At 56.6% G+C, this 22,300-nt stretch carries 20 protein-coding genes; 10 read left to right on the top strand and 10 right to left on the bottom strand.

All coding sequences use genetic code 11. The features are described 5' to 3' along the window. Positions 1-3 precede the first annotated feature (3 nt). The gene (locus AWM79_RS17700) at positions 4-768 is read left to right on the top strand and encodes a CHAD domain-containing protein (protein WP_017132950.1); all 765 of its coding nucleotides are present in this window, start codon (positions 4-6) and stop codon (positions 766-768) included. Between the two features lie 154 nt (positions 769-922). On the opposite strand, the gene AWM79_RS17695 is transcribed toward AWM79_RS17700, so the two are convergent. Both AWM79_RS17695 and AWM79_RS17690 read right to left on the bottom strand, forming a co-directional pair. After that, positions 923-1,156, bottom strand: coding sequence for a hypothetical protein (locus AWM79_RS17695; RefSeq protein ID WP_017132949.1), 234 nt, complete (start codon positions 1,154-1,156; stop codon positions 923-925). A 187-nt stretch (positions 1,157-1,343) separates the two neighbouring features. Next, on the bottom strand, positions 1,344-2,150 hold the full coding sequence (locus AWM79_RS17690) for a TatD family hydrolase (RefSeq protein WP_060783413.1): 807 nt from the start codon (positions 2,148-2,150) through the stop codon (positions 1,344-1,346). Positions 2,151-2,389: 239 nt separating this feature from the next. Between AWM79_RS17690 and AWM79_RS17685 the strand changes: the two genes are divergently transcribed. Both AWM79_RS17685 and AWM79_RS17680 read left to right on the top strand, forming a co-directional pair. Beyond that, the gene (locus AWM79_RS17685) at positions 2,390-3,826 is read left to right on the top strand and encodes an MltF family protein (RefSeq protein ID WP_060783412.1); all 1,437 of its coding nucleotides are present in this window, start codon (positions 2,390-2,392) and stop codon (positions 3,824-3,826) included. 239 nt (positions 3,827-4,065) lie between these two features. Beyond that, complete coding sequence (locus AWM79_RS17680; RefSeq protein WP_017132946.1) at positions 4,066-4,374, top strand: hypothetical protein; 309 nt, start codon at positions 4,066-4,068, stop codon at positions 4,372-4,374. A gap of 106 nt (positions 4,375-4,480) precedes the next feature. On the opposite strand, the gene AWM79_RS17675 is transcribed toward AWM79_RS17680, so the two are convergent. The 5 genes from AWM79_RS17675 to AWM79_RS17655 form a co-directional block, all read right to left on the bottom strand. After that, positions 4,481-5,473 (bottom strand): ABC transporter substrate-binding protein, encoded by a 993-nt coding sequence (locus AWM79_RS17675; protein WP_060783411.1) that lies wholly within the window; start codon positions 5,471-5,473, stop codon positions 4,481-4,483. Further along, a complete protein-coding gene (locus AWM79_RS17670) occupies positions 5,470-6,693 on the bottom strand; it encodes a Gfo/Idh/MocA family protein (protein WP_060783410.1) in 1,224 nt (407 codons plus the stop codon). Before AWM79_RS17670 ends, AWM79_RS17675 begins: the two co-directional genes overlap by 4 nt. Further along, the gene (locus AWM79_RS17665; RefSeq protein ID WP_017132943.1) at positions 6,693-8,012 is read right to left on the bottom strand and encodes a Rieske 2Fe-2S domain-containing protein; all 1,320 of its coding nucleotides are present in this window, start codon (positions 8,010-8,012) and stop codon (positions 6,693-6,695) included. The genes AWM79_RS17670 and AWM79_RS17665 overlap by 1 nt, the downstream gene beginning before the upstream one ends. Positions 8,013-8,073: 61 nt before the next feature. Further along, positions 8,074-9,048: a PDR/VanB family oxidoreductase gene (locus AWM79_RS17660; protein WP_017132942.1), complete on the bottom strand. Its 975-nt coding sequence runs from the start codon at positions 9,046-9,048 to the stop codon at positions 8,074-8,076. A 111-nt stretch (positions 9,049-9,159) separates the two neighbouring features. Continuing rightward, positions 9,160-10,488: an MFS transporter gene (locus AWM79_RS17655; protein WP_039792733.1), complete on the bottom strand. Its 1,329-nt coding sequence runs from the start codon at positions 10,486-10,488 to the stop codon at positions 9,160-9,162. 227 nt (positions 10,489-10,715) lie between these two features. Here AWM79_RS17655 and AWM79_RS17650 point away from each other — a divergent pair, with 227 nt between their 5' ends. After that, positions 10,716-11,303 (top strand): MarR family winged helix-turn-helix transcriptional regulator, encoded by a 588-nt coding sequence (locus AWM79_RS17650; protein WP_026013277.1) that lies wholly within the window; start codon positions 10,716-10,718, stop codon positions 11,301-11,303. Positions 11,304-11,325: 22 nt separating this feature from the next. Here the strand turns inward: AWM79_RS17650 and AWM79_RS17645 are convergent, their stop codons facing one another. Then, positions 11,326-12,252: a LysR family transcriptional regulator gene (locus AWM79_RS17645; protein ID WP_039792732.1), complete on the bottom strand. Its 927-nt coding sequence runs from the start codon at positions 12,250-12,252 to the stop codon at positions 11,326-11,328. 99 nt (positions 12,253-12,351) lie between these two features. On the opposite strand from AWM79_RS17645, the gene AWM79_RS17640 reads away from it, so the two are divergent. The 4 genes from AWM79_RS17640 to AWM79_RS17625 all read left to right on the top strand — a co-directional run bounded on the left by AWM79_RS17640 (position 12,352) and on the right by AWM79_RS17625 (position 17,649). Continuing rightward, positions 12,352-13,299, top strand: coding sequence for an amidohydrolase family protein (locus AWM79_RS17640; protein WP_081503050.1), 948 nt, complete (start codon positions 12,352-12,354; stop codon positions 13,297-13,299). A gap of 49 nt (positions 13,300-13,348) precedes the next feature. After that, positions 13,349-14,671, top strand: coding sequence for an MFS transporter (locus AWM79_RS17635; protein WP_051000660.1), 1,323 nt, complete (start codon positions 13,349-13,351; stop codon positions 14,669-14,671). A 159-nt stretch (positions 14,672-14,830) separates the two neighbouring features. Further along, positions 14,831-16,192 carry an MmgE/PrpD family protein gene (locus AWM79_RS17630; RefSeq protein ID WP_060783408.1) on the top strand — a complete coding sequence of 454 codons (1,362 nt, stop codon included), beginning with the start codon at positions 14,831-14,833 and terminating at the stop codon, positions 16,190-16,192. A gap of 95 nt (positions 16,193-16,287) precedes the next feature. Beyond that, complete coding sequence (locus tag AWM79_RS17625) at positions 16,288-17,649, top strand: OprD family outer membrane porin (protein WP_156430124.1); 1,362 nt, start codon at positions 16,288-16,290, stop codon at positions 17,647-17,649. A gap of 105 nt (positions 17,650-17,754) precedes the next feature. Here AWM79_RS17625 and AWM79_RS17620 read toward each other — a convergent pair whose 3' ends face one another. After that, positions 17,755-19,455, bottom strand: a complete 1,701-nt coding sequence (locus tag AWM79_RS17620; protein WP_060783407.1) for a sigma-54-dependent Fis family transcriptional regulator — start codon at positions 19,453-19,455, stop codon at positions 17,755-17,757. Positions 19,456-20,158: 703 nt separating this feature from the next. Here AWM79_RS17620 and AWM79_RS17615 point away from each other — a divergent pair. After that, entirely contained in the window at positions 20,159-20,839 is a 681-nt protein-coding gene (locus tag AWM79_RS17615) for a GntR family transcriptional regulator (protein WP_017132933.1), read from the top strand. A gap of 68 nt (positions 20,840-20,907) precedes the next feature. On the opposite strand, the gene AWM79_RS17610 is transcribed toward AWM79_RS17615, so the two are convergent. Continuing rightward, positions 20,908-21,234: an NIPSNAP family protein gene (locus AWM79_RS17610; protein ID WP_060783406.1), complete on the bottom strand. Its 327-nt coding sequence runs from the start codon at positions 21,232-21,234 to the stop codon at positions 20,908-20,910. Between the two features lie 168 nt (positions 21,235-21,402). Between AWM79_RS17610 and AWM79_RS17605 the strand changes: the two genes are divergently transcribed. Then, the gene (locus tag AWM79_RS17605; protein ID WP_017132932.1) at positions 21,403-22,296 is read left to right on the top strand and encodes an NAD(P)-dependent oxidoreductase; all 894 of its coding nucleotides are present in this window, start codon (positions 21,403-21,405) and stop codon (positions 22,294-22,296) included. Positions 22,297-22,300: the final 4 nt, after the last annotated feature.

Raw genomic sequence — 22,300 nt, 5'->3', positions numbered from 1 at the left:
TCGATGTCGGTCCTGGTAGATCGCTTGGTGGCTCGGGTGCTGGGCCTGGAAGTACGGTTGTTGGCCTGTCATGCGCGGGTAGATGCGCTGACCGATAACGAGGGGCTGCATGACCTGCGCATCACTGTCCGGCGGCTGCGCAGCCTGTTGCGGCCATTGCGCGGATGGCCGGGGGTCGAGCAACTGGAACAGGCGGCGGCCGAGGTGGGACGATTGACCACGCCGATTCGCGACCGTGAGGTGCTGGCGGCTTATCTGCATGGGCAGGGCCGTCATATCGCCGCTGCACGACGTACCGCGCAATTGTCCGAGGACTACTGGAAAGTGGCCGGCAGCGATGAGCTGAAGAAGCTCTTTGGCATGCTCGATGCTTTCCCCCGTTTTTTGCGCGCTTCTCAGTACCAGGGGTTGCTCAAGGGCGTGCGCAAACGCATCGAAAAGCGTCTGGCGAAACAGTGGGATGCCCTCGACAAAGCCTTGCATGACCCAATGCACAATCGCCATCGTCTGCGCCTGCTGATCAAGCGGGTGCGTTACGCCGCCGAGGCCTACCCGGAGCTGGATCGCCTGCCGGCGCCGGCATTGAAGCACCTCAAGACGGCTCAGCAGGCTCTTGGCGATTGGCATGATTGCTGGCAGTGGCTGTTGCAGGCCGAGCAACAGCAGGATCTGCAACCTAGCGTGGCGGGTTGGCGCAGCGCTATGGCGCGGGCTGAAAGCAAGGCCGATCGAGTGCTTGATCGCCTGAGCGAAAGCTGTTTCGACTGACCTGTGTGGCAAGCTGGTCGGCCGGTATGGATGCTACGTCCCGAGAGTCGAGTGGTAGAGGTTTATCACCGCCCTGGTTTCGATCAGCGAAGCTCATGACGCTCGAAATCGTCAAGGATGCCTGCACGGGCCAAGTGAGCCGCTACAAAAAGACTCAGGCCTGGAGTGTATGCCCCTTCTGCTTGAGGCTATAGGCCGCCGCCAGGCCGATCACGCCGATGGCGACAGTGGTCGGATCTTCGCTGAACACGCCCGAAGCGACCAGCAGAAAGGCCAGCGCAAAGAGAATCATCGAGAGCAGCCGCATGCCTTCGCGGGTGCCGTCGTTCGACGTATTCGGCGCCACACGCCATTGCCAGGCAGGCAGATTGGGATGAGGTTTGCCCATGGCTATGCTCCTTGGTAGATGCTTTCGATAAACCAAAGATAGGCCGAACAAACCCTGGCGGCGAATCAACTTTTGCTATCGATTCTATAGCTTGAGCGGGTCGATGATTTTGCTCAATTCAACGGTCAGAGTCACCCGTTTATTGTGAGTGGTGGCCGAGTCCGGTGCCTGTTGCGCATGACATGAATCACACAATCGAAGGTAAGCCGAAGAAGCTCCGGGCGCAGGCGGTGCTATGGGCGGCCAGCTCGGTTTCGCTTACACCGCAATGCAGCGCCACTTCCCGCAGCACTTCGGTCAGGTAGGCCGGTTCGTTGCGGCCGTTTTTCGGTTTCGGTCGCAGGCTGCGGGGTAACAGGTACGGTGCGTCGCTTTCGAGCATCAGGCGTTCGCGGGGGATTTCCTTCACCAGCCGATGCAGATGAGTGCCACGGCGCTCGTCGCAGATCCAACCGGTGATGCCGATATGCAGGTCCAGGTCGAGGTAGCTGAACAAGGCCTGTTGTTCGCCCGTGAAACAATGCACCACGGCGGCGGGGAGGTGGTCGCGGTAGTCACGCAGAATCTCCAGAAGGCGCGGGTTGGCGTCGCGCTCATGGAGGAACACCGGCAACTGCAACTCCACCGCCAGAGCCAGGTGTTCCTCGAGGACTTTTTCCTGCTGCGGGCGTGGGGAAAAATCCCGGTTGAAATCCAGCCCGCACTCACCGACCGCACAAACGTTGGGCTCCTTGAGCAGAGCTTTCAGACGAGTGGCGCTGTCAGTTGTCCAGTCACTGGCGCAATGGGGGTGGATACCGGCGGTGGTAAACAGCCGGCGACCGCTTTCGTCCAGTGTCCGGCATAGCTCCAGGGCCTGCTCGGAGCCCTCGATGCTGGTGCCGGTCAGGATCAACTGACAGACCCCGGCGGCATAGGCGCGATCCAGTATTTCCTGGTGTTTTCCGGCAAAACTGGGGTTGGTCAAGTTGACGCCGATATCAATGAGTTGCATGGTGCTACCTCAGGCCACAGGCCGCAAAGCATATCAGAGCGGTAGATTTATAATAAAAACCAAGAACTACAACGAGTTGTGACTGTCCTTTTAAGCTTGAAGAAAGCATCGATTGGTTTCGCGTTCGTCGCTGTGCCAGTCTTTCGCACTTTTTCGCGTTCATAAAGACACTCGATTTCTGTCGCTCCTTATTCAAGTCATGACGCTTGAGGTGAGACGGTATTCTTTCCGGAGAACGGATGAAGCAACCTTCGCTATTGCTCCTGCTGTGCCTGTTCTGGCTGCTACCGTCGCCTGCGCTTGCGCGTCTGACCGGACCATTGGAAATCGGCCAGCCGAGCCAGGTTCGCGACCTGGCGCAGATTCGCGATAGCCGGGTCTTGCGGGTGCTGGTCAACCAGAGTCGTAACAGTTCCGGGGAAGTCGAGGGCGAAGCGATCGGGGTCGAGTACCATCGGCTGCGTGCGTTTGAGCTGTATCTCAACGGATATGCCCGCGACCAGCGGGAAATCACCCTCAAGATCATTCCCAAGGCCAAGGACCAATTGCTCGGGGCGTTGCAGCGCGGGGAAGGGGACCTGGTCGCTCCCGGTGAGTTGCTCGAAGCGCAGCCCAGGCAGGTGGTGAGTGCCAGCAAGCCAATCGGTAATCCAGTGCCCTTGCGGCTGGTGGGACTCAAGGGCGAAAAGCGTTTTACCCGGTTCGAACAACTTTCCGGTCGAACCCTGGCCCTGACCGCTGGCAGCGCCGCTGCTGACGCGGTGAACCAGATCAACCAGAAGCTGGCGCTACGCAAGCTGGCGCCGGTGAAGATCGAATGGGTCGATCCGAGCCTTGCCGTGGAAGATGTACTGGAGATGGTCCAGGGCGGTATCTTCCACCTGACCGTCGTCGAACAGCCAATTGCCGAGCGTTGGGCCAAGATCATGCCCAAATTGCGTTTTGACAAACAGGTGCTGGTCGGCGAGGCGGGGCAGATGCACTGGTTCGTGCGGCCTGATGCGCCGATGCTGCTGGCCAGCGTCGACCGCTTTTTCAAGACTTATCAATCCCCTTCCGACCAGGACGCGGCTTTCCTGCGGGTCTACCGACGTCTGTACCAAGTGCATTATCCCCTGGCTAAGTCGGATCGGCAAAAGCTCGAAAAGCTGCGACCGGTGTTGCAGCGCCACGCCCGGGCCCAGGGTATCGACTGGTTGGACCTGGCGGCACTGGCGTTCAAGGAGTCGACACTGGACCCCAATGCCGATGGCGCAAGCGGTGCCACCGGACTGTTACAGATCACTCCGTCGGCGGCGCAGCGGGTGGGCGTCGGCAATATCCAGAATGTCGATAACAACGTACAGGCCGGGGCCAAGTACCTGGCGATGATCCGCCGCCAGTTCTTCTCCAGTCCCAAGCTCAACGAACGCGAACGCATGGCCTTTGTCCTGGCGGCGTACAACATGGGACCGGAACGGGTCCAAGCCATGCGTGCCGAAGCCCGCCGACGTGGCCTGAACGCCAACCAATGGTTCTTCCAGGTCGAACGTGTAGCGATGGAACAGATGGGAATGGCCTCGGTCAACTATGTGAACAGCGTGAACAAGTACTACCTGGCGTTCGACCGCGAGCGCCAATCCCTGGAAGGCCATGCGCTGGAAAGCAATGAGCAGAAAGTTGCCTCGCGCAAGTAATGGACCAATTCGATTGCCATGCAGCGGGTTTTTTTTCGTTGGGCACGATTCTTGACAGCGGCCCGCGGGGTTCTCTAGGATATTGATTATGCGCCGATTTAAACAGCTACTTGCGGGGCGCCAGGAGAGTCGCACGCTCTCCGACAGAAGCTTGATCCAAGCTTCGAAATACCGCTAAAGCGCTGGTTCGGTGTTGCCTCACACCTGCCCGGCAGATCGTTGAGGCGGAGACACGCACGTTGAACAACCCGCGCCCCGTTGTATGCCTTACGCCGATTACGGCCAGTCTTCCCGATCGCAACCCGAAAATCCTCCTCGGTGGCAAACATCAGCCGACGCTGCTGCGTTATCTCGATGGCTGGCCGCGACGCAAAGGGCGCGCCTCGGCCTTCCTGATCCAGTTCGTCGAGGACGGTGATCCGCTGGAGGGTTTTGCCGATAACAGTTTCGACCTGGCGGTGATCCAGTCGCCTATGGCCGAACAAGCCGACGCGCTCATCCGGCAGTTGATCCGGGTGGCGCGCCAGGGCCTGATTACCCGGCGCTGAGTTTCAGGGAGAACTGATGGCGGTGCTGCACACCCACTCCACCTGGCTTGTTCAAATACGCTCGCACCTATTTTTACGAGAGGTGTCTGTTACGTTGTGAGTCCCGTTAAATTTTAAAACTCTCCAGCGACGCAGGATGGAATAGCTCCTCTGGCTGCAGTAAGCGAGACGACAGTCCTTCGCCATAGTGACGTTCCAGGAAGCGACTGAGTACATGGCGGTTGGCGGCGAAACCATAGGACCAAAAATCTTCGCCCAGCAGCTGGCGCGCCGCTCTTATCTGATCCTCGATGAACGGCAACGTGACCTTGGTCGCGGAGGTGTCGCTTAGTTTTTGCAAGGCGACGGACTTGGACTTCTCGAAGGCTTTGGCAACGGCCCCAGGTAACCAGGGATGCTGTTCAGCCAACGTGCGCCGGATCCCCAACACGTGCATGATCGGGAACAACTGAGTGCGGCGATACCAGTCTGAAGCAGCTCCCTGAGGATCACGGTAGAGATAGCCCACCTGAGGATGGCCCTGAGTAAAACACGAAGGGGCACGTGGGCCGATCACGGCGTCCAGTTCACCGGAGGCGAGCATGCCGGAGAGGGTTTGGGTCTCGGGCGCATTCTCGACGATGACATCGGTCGGCAACTTCAGGACAATTTTTTCCAGCCGTCCAGGTTCCTCATACCCGCCACGAATCCAGGTGACATCGGAGGCTTTGAGACCGTGATCTTCTTCCAAGAAAAGCCGCACCCAGACGTTAGCCGTCAACTGGTACTCCGGCACGCCGATGCGTTTGCCCTTGAGATCCGCCGCGGACTCGATGCCGCGGTCGTTACGGATATAGATCGAGGTGTGACGAAACGCCCGAGACGGGAAGACAGGCACGGCAATATAGGGACTGGTGCCCGCAGCGGTCTTAACGCTGTAGCTACTCAACGACAACTCACAGATGTCGTAGTCGGCATGGCGAAAAGCGCGGAAGAAGATTTCTTCGGGATCTTGCAACATAAAGATTGGATCAACTCCGTCAATCTGTACTTCGCCGTCCACCAATGGCCGGATGCGATCGTAATTGCCCACAGCGACGGATAGATTCAATTTGTTCATGAAAGGGTCTCGCAAGATTGGGTGGTTGCAACATTCACACCCAGTGTGATGTCACGTTGTTCATCGCTGGATTGCAGCATGGCAAGGCAGATTTCCAAGGTGTCGCGAGCCCATTGGCCGTCATGCAATGGCGCGACTCCGCAAAACCGTGCCAGATACAATTCGTCTATGACCTCGGATCGCGGTACCGTGGGTGGCTCCAGCCGCAGACGGTCACGGCCATCGGGCCGGTAAATCATGACGGCATCAGCCATCGGTCTCAGATCGCCACCCTCGCACGACACGATAATCGGGCCGAAATGCTGGAAGGCTGTCGCGTTGTCAGGGGCGGCGGCGATATAGTGTTTGCCGCCGTAAGTGGACTCAGCTTTGAGTTGCGCCTCCTCCTCCGCCGATTGCACCTGTTGCAACAAACGACGGGCCTTTCCATAAGCCTCGGGGTTTTTGGGCTTGCCCATTTCGCCGACCCATCCCATCCATTCATCGGAGTCGAAGTAGCCGTAGCCGTTGTAGGTAATGGATGCGAACGCACCGTTCTCGAACCAAAGCGTGGCGGTGTAGGCGCCTTCGGTTGGCCGCGCAGGGTCCCAGTTGCCTACGGCCGCTCGGACTCGGATAGCGCGACTACCCGCCAGCAAACGAACCACATCGACTTGATGCGCGGCTTGACTGAATACCGCTCCGCCCCCTTCAGCGGTCGAGAGTTCTTCCGGGCGGCGAGGACGCTGCAGGTAGTCGGTGTAGTTCAGCGCCTGAATCATCTTGACGGCGCCGAATTCGCCGCTGCCTATCAGCTCCCGAGTACGCAGGTACGGGGTATCGAAGCTGTGGCAGTGCCCAACGATCATGTTCACGCCGGCCTGCGCGCAATCGGCGATCATCCGGTCGCACTCGTTCAACGACAGCGCCATGGGTTTTTCGACCAGGACGTGTTTGCGATGAGTGGCCGCTATACGGGTGTGCTCAGCGTGAAACTGATGCGGGCTGGCGATGTATAAGGCGTCGACATTGTCGTGTGCCGCCAAGGCTTCGATGGTCTCGAAGGCAGGCGCGGCGAAATCCCTTTCGAATTGCTCGCGGGCTTGCGCGCGCGGATCGCACGCGCCCACCAATTGAACGCGTCGGTCGGCCAGGAAGGTTGGCAGCATCAGCGTAAATGCCCGACCCAGACCGACTACACCTAGGCGCAATCGGTGTGAAGACTCTGCGTGGCTGGGCATCACGCTCGAACCTCGTAATCGGGTTCGGCAACCCTATGGGCATTGTCACCGGCCCATACGTAATGACTTTTATACTCACGCCAGTCGATGTCCTTGGGCACGATTGCCTGGAACGAGCAGATACTGGAAGGAATCGCTTTCTCGCCGGTACCGATAGCCGTATCGCCTGCTTGGAATGCTGCCAATGCATCGAGCATCACTCGGCGGAACTCCACGACCGCGACGTCACTGGCGCCCAGGCGTTCATCGGAGCGGTTGGCGATAGGCCCCATGGTCACCCACATGGCAATATCTTGATTGGGGAAGCCTTTGATACCGGTAAAATTACCGTTTTTCATGGCTTCGCGATCCTGCCAGAAACGGTTCTCGTTGTTGCGCAGCGGACGGTAGCCGTCGTCCAGATCGATGCCGGTTTGCTGGCCGAGAAACTTGCGCCAGGTTTCGGTTTCCGGAGTGTGATCGGGATTTCCCCAGGCCATGAAATAGAAGGCCGTGTGGGTATCGTCGATGGGCACATTGATATTCGCCACGTTATACAAGTTATTCGGCGGAATCAGCGCGGTTGCGGGCGCTACAAACACGGTAGATCGCACATACTCGTTGGTGGCGGCGTTCTGAAGGGGGCGGCGCAGCGCGGCATAACGAAAGCCATAGCTGGTGCGGTCAACTTGCATGCGTGGCGCTTTGTCCGTAGAAGGTCGCAGCCAGTTTTTTGCGGTGGCCTCGGCGCTTGCGACCCGTGCGGGAACGAAATCAGAGGAGTGCAGGCTTGAGCTGTGTGCCGAGTCGATAGCGCCTTCCAGAATTTGCGCCCAGTTGCAAGGAATAATCGCCTTGGCGATGCTCACCCGAACCTTCTCATGGGGCGCCCAGGCCGGTGGCACGAATTCAGGAATCGCGTCTTGTGGCCCCATGTACGCCCAGACAAAACCGCCCCATTCGCAGGTTTTGTAGGCAGTGTGCTTGACCTTCTGGCACAGGCTGCTGGAGGCGGGTTCGGAGACCATTTCCAGCACATTGCCGTCCACGTCCATCTTCCAACCGTGATACAAACAGCGTAATCCTGAGTTTTCATTGCGCCCGTAGATCAGCGAGACACGGCGATGGGGACAATATTCATCCATGACGCCCACGCGACCGTCACTGTCGCGAAAAACTACCAAATCCTCACCGAAAAGACGGGCCCTGATTGGCGTGCCATCAGGTTCGCTGACTTCTTCGATCAAACACACCGGGGTCCAGTGACGGCGCATCATCTGACCCATCGGCGCATCGCCTTCGACACGACACAGCAACAGGTTTTCTTCAGGGGTCAACATAAACTCTCTCCAGCTATCACTCATCGTCTGTAAAAAAGGTCCTGTCGAGCTACACAGGCCACTAGAGGTCGAGCACCAGCACGGCATTTCTGGATCGGGAAACGCAGATCATGATCTGGTCGTGGTGTTCGTCCTCTCGCAGCACCCTGTCGCGATGCTCTGCGTCACCTGCGATCAGATGGGTACGGCACGAGCCACAGGTACCACTCTCACAAGAACTCGAAACCCGGATGCCGTTGTCGCGCAACACCTCCAGAATCGAGCGATCAGCGGGAACTTCGAGATGGTTTCCGCTCCGCTTGAGCGTCACCGAGAAGGGGCGGTTTTCTGTGAAGCAGCTTTGGTCCACGCCGAAGTTTTCGAAATGAACGGTGCCGGGTGGCCAATGCCCCGTCATATCCAGCACGCTGTCCATCAATGGCCGGGGACCACAGCAGTACACATGGGTGCCATTGCTTGGCTTGTCGAAAATTGGCCAGAAATCGTAGGCATCCGCAGGGTTGCCGAAATCATGATGAATGATCACCGTGTTGGAAAACTCGGCCCCTGAAAGCTCATTCAGGAAGGCGGTGAGTTCCGGATTACGGGTGCAGTAATAAAGTTTGAAGGGGGTATCGGTGCTGGCCTTGAGATGGCGCATCATCGACAGGATTGGGGTGATACCGATACCTCCGGCGACGAATATGAACTGCCGGGCATGCTCGGTGAGTTCGAACTCGTTTTGTGGGGCCGTCACCGGTAACAGGTCGCCGACCTCGACACCATCAACCATGCTCAGCGAACCACCTCGGCCATTGGCATCACGTTTGACCGCAATGACATAACGATCTCGCTCTTGGGGGGCGTTGCTCAGGGAGTAATTGCGAATGCTGCCGTTGGGCACTCTGACTCGCAGGTGCGCTCCGGCGGTGAACTCGGGTAGGAGCGCACCCGTTGGATGGGTCAATTGGAAGCAAAAAATGCCGTGGGCAATTTCGGTTTTGGCGACCACCCTTAGCGCTGTGAACCCATCATCGAGCCTTTCGGAACTACTCATCGCTGTCTCCTTGTCTCATTCGGTCGCAGGAACAACAGCTCCGCGACTCGGGTGTTTCATAGATATCTAATGTTTTTTAGGCGTAGTGCTGCCATTCAAGACTGCTGGTCCCTAATCGTCGATCAGTGGTTTTTCACTCAGGGTGTTAGCCGGTACGGCAATTAGCACCGCTAGACCACCTGCCAGGACCAGCGCACCGATAGCCGTCAGTCCGATGGCGAGGCTGCCGCTCACCGTGTTGATCCAGCCTAGCCCGACCGGCGCGCAGAAAGCGCCGACTTGGCCAAGGGAACTGATTGCCGAAATCCCCCCTGCGGCGGACTCGTCATTAAGGTAAGCCGGTGGAATGGACCAGATGATTGCTGCCGCGCCGAAGTACGACACGGCGATCATGGCCAGGCAAGCAATCGAAATAATGGCTGAGTCCAGGACATGGGGCAGCAAGCAGGCGCCCGAGGCGCCGAAGGCGACGCTGAAGAAGAAGTGCCAGCGGCGTTCCAGGCAAATATCGGAGCTGCGTGCGATGAGAATCATCGCGACTGCGCCCACGATGTAGGGCAGGGTGGATAGCAAACCGACCTGCAATACATCGTTAATGCCGGTCTGGCGAATGATGGTGGGTGTCCAGTAGTTAAGGATCGTGCCGCATAGCGGCACGGTGGCCCAGCCAGCCGCAAGAACATATACACGCGGATCTTTAAGGGCAGCCAGCAAAGCATGCCGCTTATCCGTAACGGGGTGCTTACCGGCACGGTCGGCAGCCAAGGCGTCGAGAATAATTGCTTTTTCCTCGTCGTCGAGCCACCGCGCCTGTTCGGGTTTGTCTACCAGGTAAAAGTAGGCCATCACCCCCATTGCGACCGCTGGCAGGCCTTCTAGGATGAACATCCATTGCCAGCTTTTCATTCCCATGACGTCGATGAAATTCACCAGGATCCCGCCAGATAGCGGGCCGCCAATAATTCCTGCAGCGGCAATAGCCAGCAAAAAACGTGAGGTTATGCGAGCTCGCCTGGCGCCGGGATACCAGTAGGTCAGATAGAGAATAATTCCTGGCCAGAAGCCTGCCTCGGCCGCCCCTAATAGTGCTCGGGCTATATAGAAATGAACGGGAGAAGTCATAAATGCCATGGAGGCTGAAATGATGCCCCACAGCAGCATGATCCGAGTAATGGTCAACCGGGCGCCGATCTTTTGCAGATAAAGAGTGCTGGGGATCTCCAGGGCGATATAGCCGATAAAAAACAAGCTGACGCCAAGGCCATACGCTGCGTCGCTCATGCCCAAATCATGCTTCAAGTGAATTTGCGCGAAGCTGATGTTCACCCGATCAAGATAATTGAGTACCCAAGCCACGAAAATAAATGACATCAATCGTAGCGTGACTTTTCTGTAAACCCTGTCAATGCGTTCGCTGCTGCGCTGAAGAGGGGTGGGCACGGAGTCTACGGTTACTGTTCTTGTCATTATGTGCGCCTCGGTCTTTTGTGTAGCACTCCGAAACCCTGCAGGGTTGAGGTGGCTTTATTATTAGGTCTCTAAGAATATTAGGAGGTAATTTTTGGATAAGCAATAAAAAAAGCAATGAATGGAGATTTTTCTGGCGCGCAAGGCAGTTTGAAGGGCAACGCGTTATGCTTACGCAAGTAATGAGATTGGATCTTGATATGACCGCGCGAAAACCTTTGGGCCAGGAACGGCCCGAGACTCAGGAAATACTCAGGCACTGGCACGACGTGGTGCCCAATGATCGATTAGCTCACTTGGTCAAGGATGCGACCCGTGCTCTGATCAGAGCGCTTCAGATGCGCTTGACCGAACACGATGTATCCTTTGGACATTGGGCTTTTCTGCGGATTCTCTGGGAGACAGATGGATTGACACAAAAACAACTCAGCACCCAGGCTGGGCTGATGGAGCCTACAACGTTCGCGGCGGTAAAGGCGATGGAGAAACTGGGATACGTCGTCCGGCAGCAACTGCCGGAAAACAAGAAAAATGTTCACGTCTTTCTGACCGAGGAAGGGCGTCGTCTGAAGGGGGTGCTGATTCCTTTGGCTGTGGAGGTCAACGAGGTGAGTGTTCGCGGGCTCAAGGATGAAGAGGTCGAGATCGCTCGACGGGTTTTGTTGACGGTGATCGAGAATCTTGCAAACGCTGAAGCGAGCTCCATCAATCCTTCCCATCGGATGCCATCAACGCGGGAAGTCGGACGCATGATCAACGAGCGCGGCGAGTCGACGGACACCGATTAAACAAAAAAGCAGACGCATAGGTTCATTTACAGCCGGTCTCCACAGGATGCAGCATGGGAGCCTCGCCGAACTCGGCGCACTGTATCTTCAGATGAGCAAGGAAATCCTCCAGCAATCTCGACCTCGGGGCATCGTGATGACGAAGTATCAGCGTTCTGACTTCGATACATGGATTGAAAGGTCGGGCCACCAGCCCCGGAATACCCATCACTGACAAGAGAAAGGGCTCCACCAGCGCGATCCCCGCGCCAAATTTGGCGAGCATCATCCCCGATAGCGACAGGCTGACCTGCGAGCGGATATTGGGGAACACACCCGCCTCGCTTAGGGCGCGATCAACATATGAGCGCATGGGCGACTGATTCAGATACGTAATAACAGGGTAGGGCATCAGGTCACTGATCTTAATGGCTGATCGTGTCGCCAGCGGGTGATCGTCTGGCATGACGCAGGCAATACTTGAACTGAATAGCAACTCCGTTTCAACTTCGTTGTGCACGATAGGGCCGTAGGCGATGCCCACATCTACCTCTCTGTTGGCGACCTGCTGAAGCACCACCGGTGATGAGCCGGAGTACAGCGCGATGCGTGTTTCCGGGCGCTCAGCCATAAAAGACGCGGCAGCTTGTGCCAAGACCCCATTGGTAACGGGAAAGCTGCCTGCCAGGGTGAGCGTACCCTGTATGCCGCCATTCAAGTCACGGATCAGTCGGTCAACGGCCGCCAGTCGATCAAAGATTCCCGCGACGTCAGGGAGAATCGCCTGGGCTTCCGGTGTCGGGATCAGTCGTGCACCCGTTCTTAGGAATAACGGCATGCCCAGTTGGCTTTCGCAATGGCGAAGCACTGCGCTGATCGCGGGCTGGCTGACATTCAATTGACGTGCCGCCGCCGTCACCGACCCGGTGCGCATGATGGCGTGGAATACCTCGAGCTGTCGCAGGTTCATGGCAAAACCCATAATTCTGTCTTATAGGTTTCGATGGTAATGTGATTGGAACGTTATAGGCAATCCTCCCAGAATGAACGGGCTTAGTAGGAGCCCGTTATGAACACCACCCTTTTGTCCAACGCGCCGGATGCGCCATCGAATTCCCTCACGCCTTTATCGGATGCGGTTACCGGTGCCAGCATCACTCCCCCCGGCGCCTGGCTGCCCAGAGGTGCCTGGGATTGCCACGTTCATGTGTTTGATTCGAGATTTCCCTTTAGTCCCCACCGCACGTTCACTCCGGCGAATGCATCGTTGCCGGCATTGCGGGAAATGCGTCAGCGGTTGCGGCTTGATCACTCGGTGATCGTACAGGCCAGCGCGTATGGTTCGGACAACAGCCTGTTGATCGAATGCCTGGAGCACGCGGAAGGACTCCTTCGCGGCGTGGCCGTGATTGATCAAGCTGTGACGGATGACCAGTTGCAGCGAATGAATGAGGCGGGAGTGCGGGGGGTGCGTCTTAATCTAGAGACTTTCGGCGTGACTGACCCCGAGAAAGCCAGTGCGCATCTGCATGCGTTGGCCGAGCGAATTCAACGTTTCGGTTGGCACATCCAGATCTATAGTCGGCTGGCCGTGTTCGTGGCGCTGAAAGCTGTCCTGGCGAACCTTTCTTGCCGAGTTGTGATAGATCACTTCGGCGGCGTGCAAGCGGCCGGGGGTATCGATCAGCCTGACTTCGCTGAGTTTTTAGCGCTGCTGGCGGGCGGAAACGTCTATCTGAAGCTTTCAGCCCCATCGCGTATCTCGCGCCTGACCTCCCAGGAGGATATTCAACCGATCATCGAGGCGCTTCTCAAAGTGCGTCCTGACCGCTTGCTGTGGGGATCGGACTGGCCACATACCGGAGGTCTGCCGGGCCAAATCCGTCAGCGCGACGCCATCGAGCCTTTCGTGGCAATCGATGACGGGGCCAACCTCAACCAGTTAGCGAGCTGGATTAGCGATCCCTCTCAACGAGTAGACATCTGGCAAGCCAATCCCGCAGCACTTTATGGCTGACCGCTTACCTGGCGGTGCCCTCACAATAACAAAACTAAGGGTGAATATTATGGATGCGCCTCAGGTGCAATCTCTCGAGCGAATGACTATGCGTCAGATAACGTGGCGGCTACTGCCGTTTCTGATGCTGTGTTATTTCGTTTCTTATATCGACCGTATCAATGTCGGTTTTGCCGCGCTACAAATGCGGGGTGAACTGAAACTCACGGCTCAGCATTTTGGCCTCGGTGCCAGTCTGTTCCTGATTACCTATTGCCTCTTTGCAGTACCGGCCAACACCGCGCTTCGACGTTTCGGCCCACGCCGCTGGATTGCTTCGATGATGGTGGTATGGGGTTCGCTTGCCATGGGTATGGCCCTGATTGAAGGGCCTTACTCTTTCTATGGTTTTCGCTTGCTCTTGGGGGCTGCCGAAGCAGGATTTTTGCCTGGGGTGATTTACTACATCGCCCGGTGGTTCCCGAAGGAATATCGGGCGGGAATATCGGCATTGTTCCTGGTGGCTATCCCAGCGTCGAGTTTCGTCGGGGCTCCTTTGTCCGGGACATTGATGCAGCTCCATGGCTGGCACGGCTTGAGTGGCTGGCAGTGGTTATTTCTGCTCGAAGGGCTTCCTGCCGTTTTGCTTGCCGGATGCTGTCTGCGGGTATTGCCTGACACACCGGCTGAAGCTCATTGGCTTTCAGTGGGCGGACGCGATTGGCTCATTGCACGCCTGGAGCATGAGTCACGAGATCATAAGGCGGTAGGGCGTATGAGTGTCTGGCAAACACTTAGGAGTGGGCCTGTATTAACGCTTTGCCTGATTTATTCGGGTGTTATTTCCGTCGGTATCAGCTTATCGCTGTGGCAACCCCAGATCATCAACGGTTTTGGTTTGAATACCTTGCAAAATGGCTTGCTCAGCTCCGTGCCATTTGGCTTGGCGACCGTGGCAATGGTTATCTGGGGACGTCGCTCGGACAAGCACAACGAAAGGACTTGGCATACCGCCATTCCGCTGGCGTTATCCGGAATGGCGCTGGCTGCTTCTCCGTTTGTCGATTCGCTGGCTGGCACCATCCTCATTTTGAGCTTGGCCTTAATTGGCACTTATGCCGCTAAGGGGCCGTTCTGGGCAATGGTTACTCAATGGTTGCCCGCCGAGAGAGCCGCCACCGGGATTGCCGTAGTGAGTGCCATGGGCGGGCTATCGGCTTCTATCACAACATATTTGCTCGGTGCCATCAGCGCGTCGACAGGCAGCTTTACCTTGGCACTGATGCCTTTGGTGGTGCTAGCGGCTTTAGGAACAGCGGCGCTTTTCCTGGCCAATGCTGGAAAGTCCACGTGCAGCCTCAAGGCCTGCGAAGCGGGAAAGTCGAAATGTTGAGTTGCCGCCGTTTGCTTTGTTCCTTGGACATTGTCGCCGCTAGCGTTCCTGCGTGGCCTGAAGCCGGCGTCGCAGCCGTTGCAAGTGCGCGTGGATAACTCAGTTCGCCTTGACTGGGCCGTTTGATCGCGCCCACCTACATAATAAGCAGGTAATGATATGGAACTGACACGTGCGCTGGCTTCGCACATCGTGGGCCTTACTTCGGCTGATTTATCAGCCAAGGCGATACATAATGCGAAGGTTGTCATACTGGATACTTTAGGCTGCGCGCTAGCGGGCGCGTATGAGCCTGTCGTTGAGACGCTACTGAAAACTCCAGGTTTGAACGTTATCGGTCATGCGATTTTATTCGGCCGTAACGAGCGCCTCGAACCGCTGTGTGCTGCTCTGGTCAATGGCGCCGCCGCCCATGCATTAGACTTTGACGACGTTAATATGGCCATGGGTGGTCACCCGTCCGCACCGATTTTACCGGCGTTGTTTGCCTTGGCGCAAAACCATGTGTGCTCGGGTGAAGAGTTGTTGTTAGCGTTTATCGCAGGCTTCGAAACGGAAACAAGATTGGCGCGTAGCGTAAACTTCGTTCATTACGACAAGGGCTGGCATCCGACCGCAACGCTGGGAGTATTCGGCGCGGCGGCTGCCTGTGCCAAGTTGTTGAACCTGACCGAAGAACAAACCGCGACGGCGTTGGCTTTGTGCGTATCGCTGTCATCGGGGGTCAAGGCCAATTTCGGCACCATGACCAAGCCTTACCATGTAGGACATTGTGCGCGTAATGGGTTGATGGCCGCGTTGCTGGTGGAGCAGGGAATGACCGCGAGTCTGGATGCCTTCGAGCATGTCCAAGGGTTCTTCAACGTCTTCAACGGTCCGGGCAACTTTGATCGTGAACGTGCGCTCAGTGGATGGGGTTCTCCCATGGACATTGAGGCGCCGGGCATCGGTATTAAACTCTACCCGTGCTGTGACAGCACGCACGCGGCGTTGGATGCTCTGTTTGCCTTGCAACGGGAACACAGATTTAGTGCCGATGATATCAAACGCATTGACGTACAGATTCATCCTTTGCGCTTGACCCATGTGAATCGGCCGATCCTGCGTAACGCATTGGATGCGAAGTTCAGTGTGCAGTATTGCTTGGCTCGGGGTCTGTTGGATGGCCGCATTGTTCTCGACAGCTTTATCGAGGCCGCGTATTCAGCCCCGGAAGCGCATGCACTCATGCAAAAAGTAAAAGCTGGGCCCCATACGAATCTTTCACTGGCTAGCGAAGGTAATTACCTCACCTTACTACAGATAGTGTTGGAAGACGGTCGAGAGCTGTCTTTGCAACTTGACCGGCCCGATGGCCGAACGGCAGAACAGCCAGCACCCTTTGAACTCATTGTCGAGAAGTATTTGAGTTGTGCAGGCAAGGTGCTTAATGCTGAAGCAGCACAAACACTACAACAGAAAGTTATGTCACTGGAAACACTGCCTACGCTGAAAGAGATTACTCAGCTACTGGCAGTATGAGTCTGTAATTCGATACAGCAGGCCTTAAGAAGTCTTAATAAAAAATACTCGCGGCGCACCATTCATAAGAAAAAGATCAGCCAAAGGAGTAGCACGTGTTTAAGATAAATTTTTGCCGGGCATCTATTGTCGCAGCAGGTTTTGCGGCGGGTGTCATAGGGGCACAGTCGGCCAGTGCGGATTTCCTGAAAGATTCTAAAGCTAGTATAAATTCTCGGACTTTGTATCTTGAGGCCGATAATCGTGAGCAAGATGCTGACCAGCGCCAAACGGCCACCGGCCTCAAGTTTGATTATCTGTCTGGCTATACCGAAGGGACGTTAGGGGTTGGCCTGGACCTGCAAGGCATCATGGGCATAAATCTGGGCGGCGGAATTGACAACCACGGAACTTCGACAGCTAACAACTTCACGCCTGTTGACACTGACGGGACACCGGTGGCCGAGTGGTCAAGCCTTCGTGGCGCGGTAAAGATAAAGCTTTCCAAGACGGAGGCAAAAGCGGGTAATGCCCTGGCACCGAATCTCCCCATTCTAGTGAGCAACGACGGTCGCCTCCTACCGGCCTCCTACCAGGGGGCAATGGTGACCTCCAAAGACATCGACAACGTTGTCATTACCGCTGGCCGATTAAATCGCGAGATTGCCCGAGCCTCATCCAATTGGGCCGGTATTGCCGCCAATGGTGGCACTCATGGTTCGAATGGCTTCTGGTTCGGTGGCGCGGATTGGAAGGTTCGGAATAACCTGACCTTGCAGTATTACTATGCCACGCTCGAGGATTATTATCGGCAGAACTTCTTCGGTCTTATTCACACCTGGCAGATGACACCCAATCAAAGCTTTAAAACCGATTTGCGATACTTTAACAGTCGATCAGACGGCCGTAATGGAAACTCGGGGTATCTGTTTAATAACAATGGTGGTTTCGCCAAGCATGCCGGTGAAGTAAACAACGACACCTGGTCGGCGTTTTTTACTTATACTCTCGCGGGACATGCCTTTCTGCTGGGACACCAACAGGTAGGTGACGACGGGGGGATGGTTGTTGTCAATAACGGCAGTGTGGCTGATGGACGAGGGCGTCCGGAGGGCGAGATTGGCACCAGCTATTATCTTTTTACCGATTCGATGGCCAACCCTTTTGTCCGCGCAGGTGAAAATACCACGTTTGGACAGTATAGCTTTGATTTTGCGAGTATTGGCGTCCCTGGATTGAAAGCCGCTGTCGCTTACCTGCATGCCACGGGGATCAAAGATGCTAAAGGTTTAAATGAAACTTACAGAGAGTGGGAGCGCGACTTGCGCGTTGATTATGTTATCCAGTCCGGGCCCGCTAAAGGGCTCGGGTTTACTCTGCGGCGTGCGAATTATCGAACAGGCGTGCCAGACGGGCAGGGAGGCTACGATATAGATCAAACCCGCTTATACCTGAATTATACCTATACCTTCATGTAAGGCTGGCGGGCGAGGGAACGGATAGAGGCATTTTCGCCCACATTCAACCCTGCTGCCCGCAGAGCTCGCCAGATACAGGCGGCCAGTAGCACCTCGATAACCGCATCAGTTCGCTTGATCTTTAGCTTCCGGCAGCCTCTTCAAGCGGTAGGCCAGCGCTGGTCGAGTCATGCCCAGTAGTCGCGCAGCTTCCGAGACGTTCTGATTGGCGCGATCCATGGCACCCTGTAAAAGTTGATCTTCCAAATCATTCAGACTCACCCCAAGATCGAGCAGCTTATCCACCCAGTCATCCGCAGGCTGAAGTGCCTGGCTGATCAAGTTACCGTCGCTCGACAGCCCAATGCTCAGGGCCTCTACTGACATGTGCGGGAAGAGTGCCTCCACCGATATACTTTTATTATTGTCAGTGATGATCACGCCACGCTCTATCAGGTTTTCAAGTTCACGAATGTTGCCAGGCCAGTCGTAGCGCAGGCATGCCTCGCTGGCACGATCGGACAAACCGAGGGTCTTTTTCTCGTAGCTTCGGTGGAGCTTTTCCAGGAAATGCTCAATCAACAACGGAATATCTTCGCGACGGTCGCGCAGTGCGGGAATGCGCACAGGATAGACATTCAAGCGGTAGTAGAGGTCGGCTCGAAATCTTCCTTCTTGCACGGCCTGGCCGAGTTCTTCGTGTGTGGCACCGATGATACGAACATCGACTCGGCGGGTCTGGCTATCGCCCACCCGCTCGAGTTCTCCCTCCTGCAACACGCGCAATAAAGTTGCCTGCGCACGCGGACTGAGTTCGATTATCTCATCGAGAAAGAGAGTGCCCCCGTGTGCCCGTTCGAAACGGCCCATACGAGACTGTTGAGCGCCGGTATAGGCGCCTCTTTCGACACCAAACAGCTCGGCTTCAATCAAGTCCGGGCTGATCGCCGCACAGTTCAGTGCAATGAACGGACCGCCGGCGCGCTCACTGCGCAAGTGCAGGCTACGGGCGATGACCTCCTTGCCAACTCCGGTCTCACCTAGCAGTAGCACGGATGCTTTTCCTGGGGCGACCTTGTCAATCAGATCACAGGTCTTTCGATAACTGGCCGACCGACCGATCCCGTAGAACTGACCCGCATGCAGTTGGAGGCATTGGTTCATGCTATCGATCTGAAGCTGCAGGGTGCGCAGTTCATCGATGATGGGATCGCTCTGGAAGTAGCGCATGAATGTATCGGCATCCTCCCACTCCTCGGCGGGCTTACCGATGATGCGACATAGCTGGTCCCCGCAGCCACGGCAACTGACTTCCTTGTAGATGATCTGGCGACCAATGAAGAATGATGAATAGCTGATCGCGTATCCGAGCAGCATCCAGCAAATCGGTTGCTCGGAATGCAGTTGTTCGCTCCGGTGATTTTCGACCTCAAACGAGTCAACCCACTCGATATCGGCGTAGAAGGTGCCTGCCTCGATATCGATGTCCATGACCAGTGGAATGACTTTGACCATGCCCTTGAGCGAGTGCAACTGAGGGCCTATCAGGAACATGTCGATGTCACTGCCGTTAGGCCTCAATTTGCGGGCCAATTCGGCATCCTTGAGTCCGGACTGATAACCCAGGCGTAGGAAAAAGCCCTTGGCGCGTTCTTCGCCAATCATCTCGATCAGCTCTCTGCGAAAGGACGCCATCGCGGCAACCTGCATCAACAACATCCGCTGCTCATCAAGCCAAATCTTTCCTTCGCTACCGAGGAAGTGAATGCGATCGGTCAGGTCCTTGAGCAGCGCAGAGTGCTCGGAAGCTCGGTATTTCATGGTCATGCAAACGCACCCCTCTGTCTTTTTGTTTGTGGGGAACTCTTGGCTCCTGATGCCTGGGGCTGGAGCATGTGGCGTTCTGGGTCAACGTTCCGGCAGCGGCCGGAGCGCCTGAAACGCTTGTCCAAACGTCCCGAGGGCTGGAGAAAATCAGCTCTCAACGCCTTTTCATTGTAGGGTTGATGATATCCCTCCTTTTTTATCGAGGCATAAAAGATACGACACTTGATAGGGGAAAAGAGAGCCAATATGAACGATTAAAACGAGTCCACGTTCATCGAATGGCAACTGGCCATGAGCCGGGCTCGATGGTGCGAAAGAGGCACTATTGCTGATCGTGCGTAGGCTCGCCCACGACATGCGGATGCTGATTGCCGCACGTTGTCCGTGCATGAGTTACGAGGATTGCGGTGCGCCGGTCAGGCCGCCGAAGTGTGGGGGAGATCGACCGGTCATGCGTTTCAGCGCTGGCACGGTGCAATCCGGTCGATGAAATGGCGCGTGTCTGGCCTTTTGCCTGTATCCCCTTTCCATTACACAATTTTCTTCTGTATGGTTTGTAGGGTTTCGTGTCATACAATCATATTGACTTGCGGCATCAACGCTGGCCGTTGGGCAGGGTTGCCCAGGGCGCTCGGGAATTCAGTTCCCGGCGAGAGACCGCCTACTCGCATCATTACTACTATTAAGGTTTTGGGAATACATTATGAAAGTTCACCGCCAGGCGGCTTCATTGCGGCATCAGGTGCAGGATGCCCTACGCAACGAAATCATTTCCGGTCGGTTCAAGCCAGGCGATCGCCTTGTGGAACAACAACTCTACACGGCCCTGGATGTCAGTCGGACCTCGTTGCGCGAGGCGCTGCGGCAATTGGAAGCAGAAGGCCTGGTGGAGCAAGTCCCGCATCGTGGGGCGTATGTCGCTTCGGTAAATGCCAAGGATGCGATCCAGATATACGACGTGCGCGGGGCTCTGGAGGTGCTGGCGGTGCGCAATTTCGTGCGCCATGCCAGTGACGAAGACGTTGCCGAATTGGCTACAGTCTTTGACGAATTCGTTCAGCAATCCCATATCGCTCGGCGCGACGGCACGGCGTTGCTGGATATCAAGCAGCGTTTCTATCACGTGCTGCTCGACATTGAGCAGAGCGCCGTCGTCGGCGGCATGCTCGAACAACTCAACAATCGCGTCAGTCTGTTGCGCGCGCTGTCCCTGGGGCGCGAGGGGCGCATGGTGCATACCCTGGCAGAACTCAAGGAAATCGTGCGGCTGGTTCAACTTCGCGATGAAGCCGGCGCGTGCGCGGCAGCGTTGCGGCATGTGGAAAATGCCTCGCAAAATGTTTTGGAGTTGCTGGAGCAACGCCACGCCACCCCAGTCGCCTGAAGAACATTGATCCCGTAGGAGTCGGGCCGCCGCTGACGAACGTCAGTGGGCGGCTGACCCTGCTTGCCTTAACGCAGTGCCGAATACGCGGTGGGCGCCAGAAACTGGTTCTCGATCCGTTCGACGATAATGCCCTGTGCTTCGCTTTGCGAGCGTTTGGCGATCCACTCGGGATCTGCCTGGAACGCATTCCATTTCGCTTCGCGCTCGGCAAGGCTTGCCCATTTGAGCAGATAGCTCAGCGCCTGATTCGTCGGGCCGGCCAGGGTCGTCCAGAAGCCCACCTGCTCGATGCCATACTTCTCGAAGAACCCCAACGTCGTCTTGGTAAAGCGCTCGTGCAACGCAGGAAGGCGCCCCGGTGCGCAGTGGTAGATACGCCATTCAACAATCATTTGAATCTCCTGAGGAAGGTATCGGTCAAAAAATAGGCTGATTATCCTATTGACCGATTGTATGACAGTCATATAGTTTTAGTCCAATCACTGGTAGGCCTCGAAACAGCCACTGTGCTGACGAGAGCCGCCAAGGCATGACCCGACAAAAAACAACAGGGCTTGGAAATGACTCAATCGCAACGAATCGGCTTCATCGGGCTGGGCATGATGGGGGGGCCGATGACGACCTGCCTGTCAGAAGCCGGTTATGAGCTGTTCCTCGCCGACGCGGATGCAGGGCGTCTGACGCAGACACTGTCCCAACTTAAGGCGACAGCCCTCGATGCCGGCAATGCCCGATCCCTTGATGTGCTGATCACCATGTTGCCGAACTCCGCCATCGTCGAAAGCGTGTTGCTGGGCAGTGCCGGCACGCAGGGGTGGGCGGCGTCGTTGCGAGCGGGCGCGGTGGTGATCGATATGAGCTCCTCGGAGCCGGCGCGCTCGCGTGATCTCGCACTGAAATTGAAGGCCCTGGAACTCGATTACCTTGATGCACCGGTTTCCGGCGGCGTCAAACGGGCGGTAGAGGGCACGCTGGCCATCCTGGTCGGCGGCGATGGGGGGGTGATGGCGCGCTGTCAGCCGGTGCTCGCCGCCATGGGCAAGAACATTCTGCACATCGGCACCGCCGGTTCTGGCCATGCGGCCAAGGCCTTGAATAACTACGTCTCGGCGGCTGGGTTGATGGCCACCGTCGAAGCCCTGCACGTGGCCGAGCGGTTTGGTATCAACCCGGATGTGATGGTCGATGTGCTCAATGCCTCCAGCGGGCGCAGCAACACCTCGGAAAACAAGGCCCGGCAATTCATGCTCAGCGGCTCGTTCGGTTCCGGCTTCTCGATGCAGTTGATGAACAAGGATCTGAAGATTGCCCAGGGCCTGGCCGACGCGCTCGGCTACCCCATGCGCCTGGGGAAAACCGCCACCGCGCTCTGGGACGATGTGTCGAAGCAGGCGACAGTCACCACCGACCACACCGAAATGTACAGACTGCTGGTCGACAACGACGGCGAATGAGTGC

The organism is Pseudomonas agarici (genome assembly GCF_001543125.1).
Lineage (GTDB): Bacteria > Pseudomonadota > Gammaproteobacteria > Pseudomonadales > Pseudomonadaceae > Aquipseudomonas > Aquipseudomonas agarici.
Note: the sequence above shows the minus strand (reverse complement) of the source record. Positions and strands in the feature narration are given on the sequence as shown.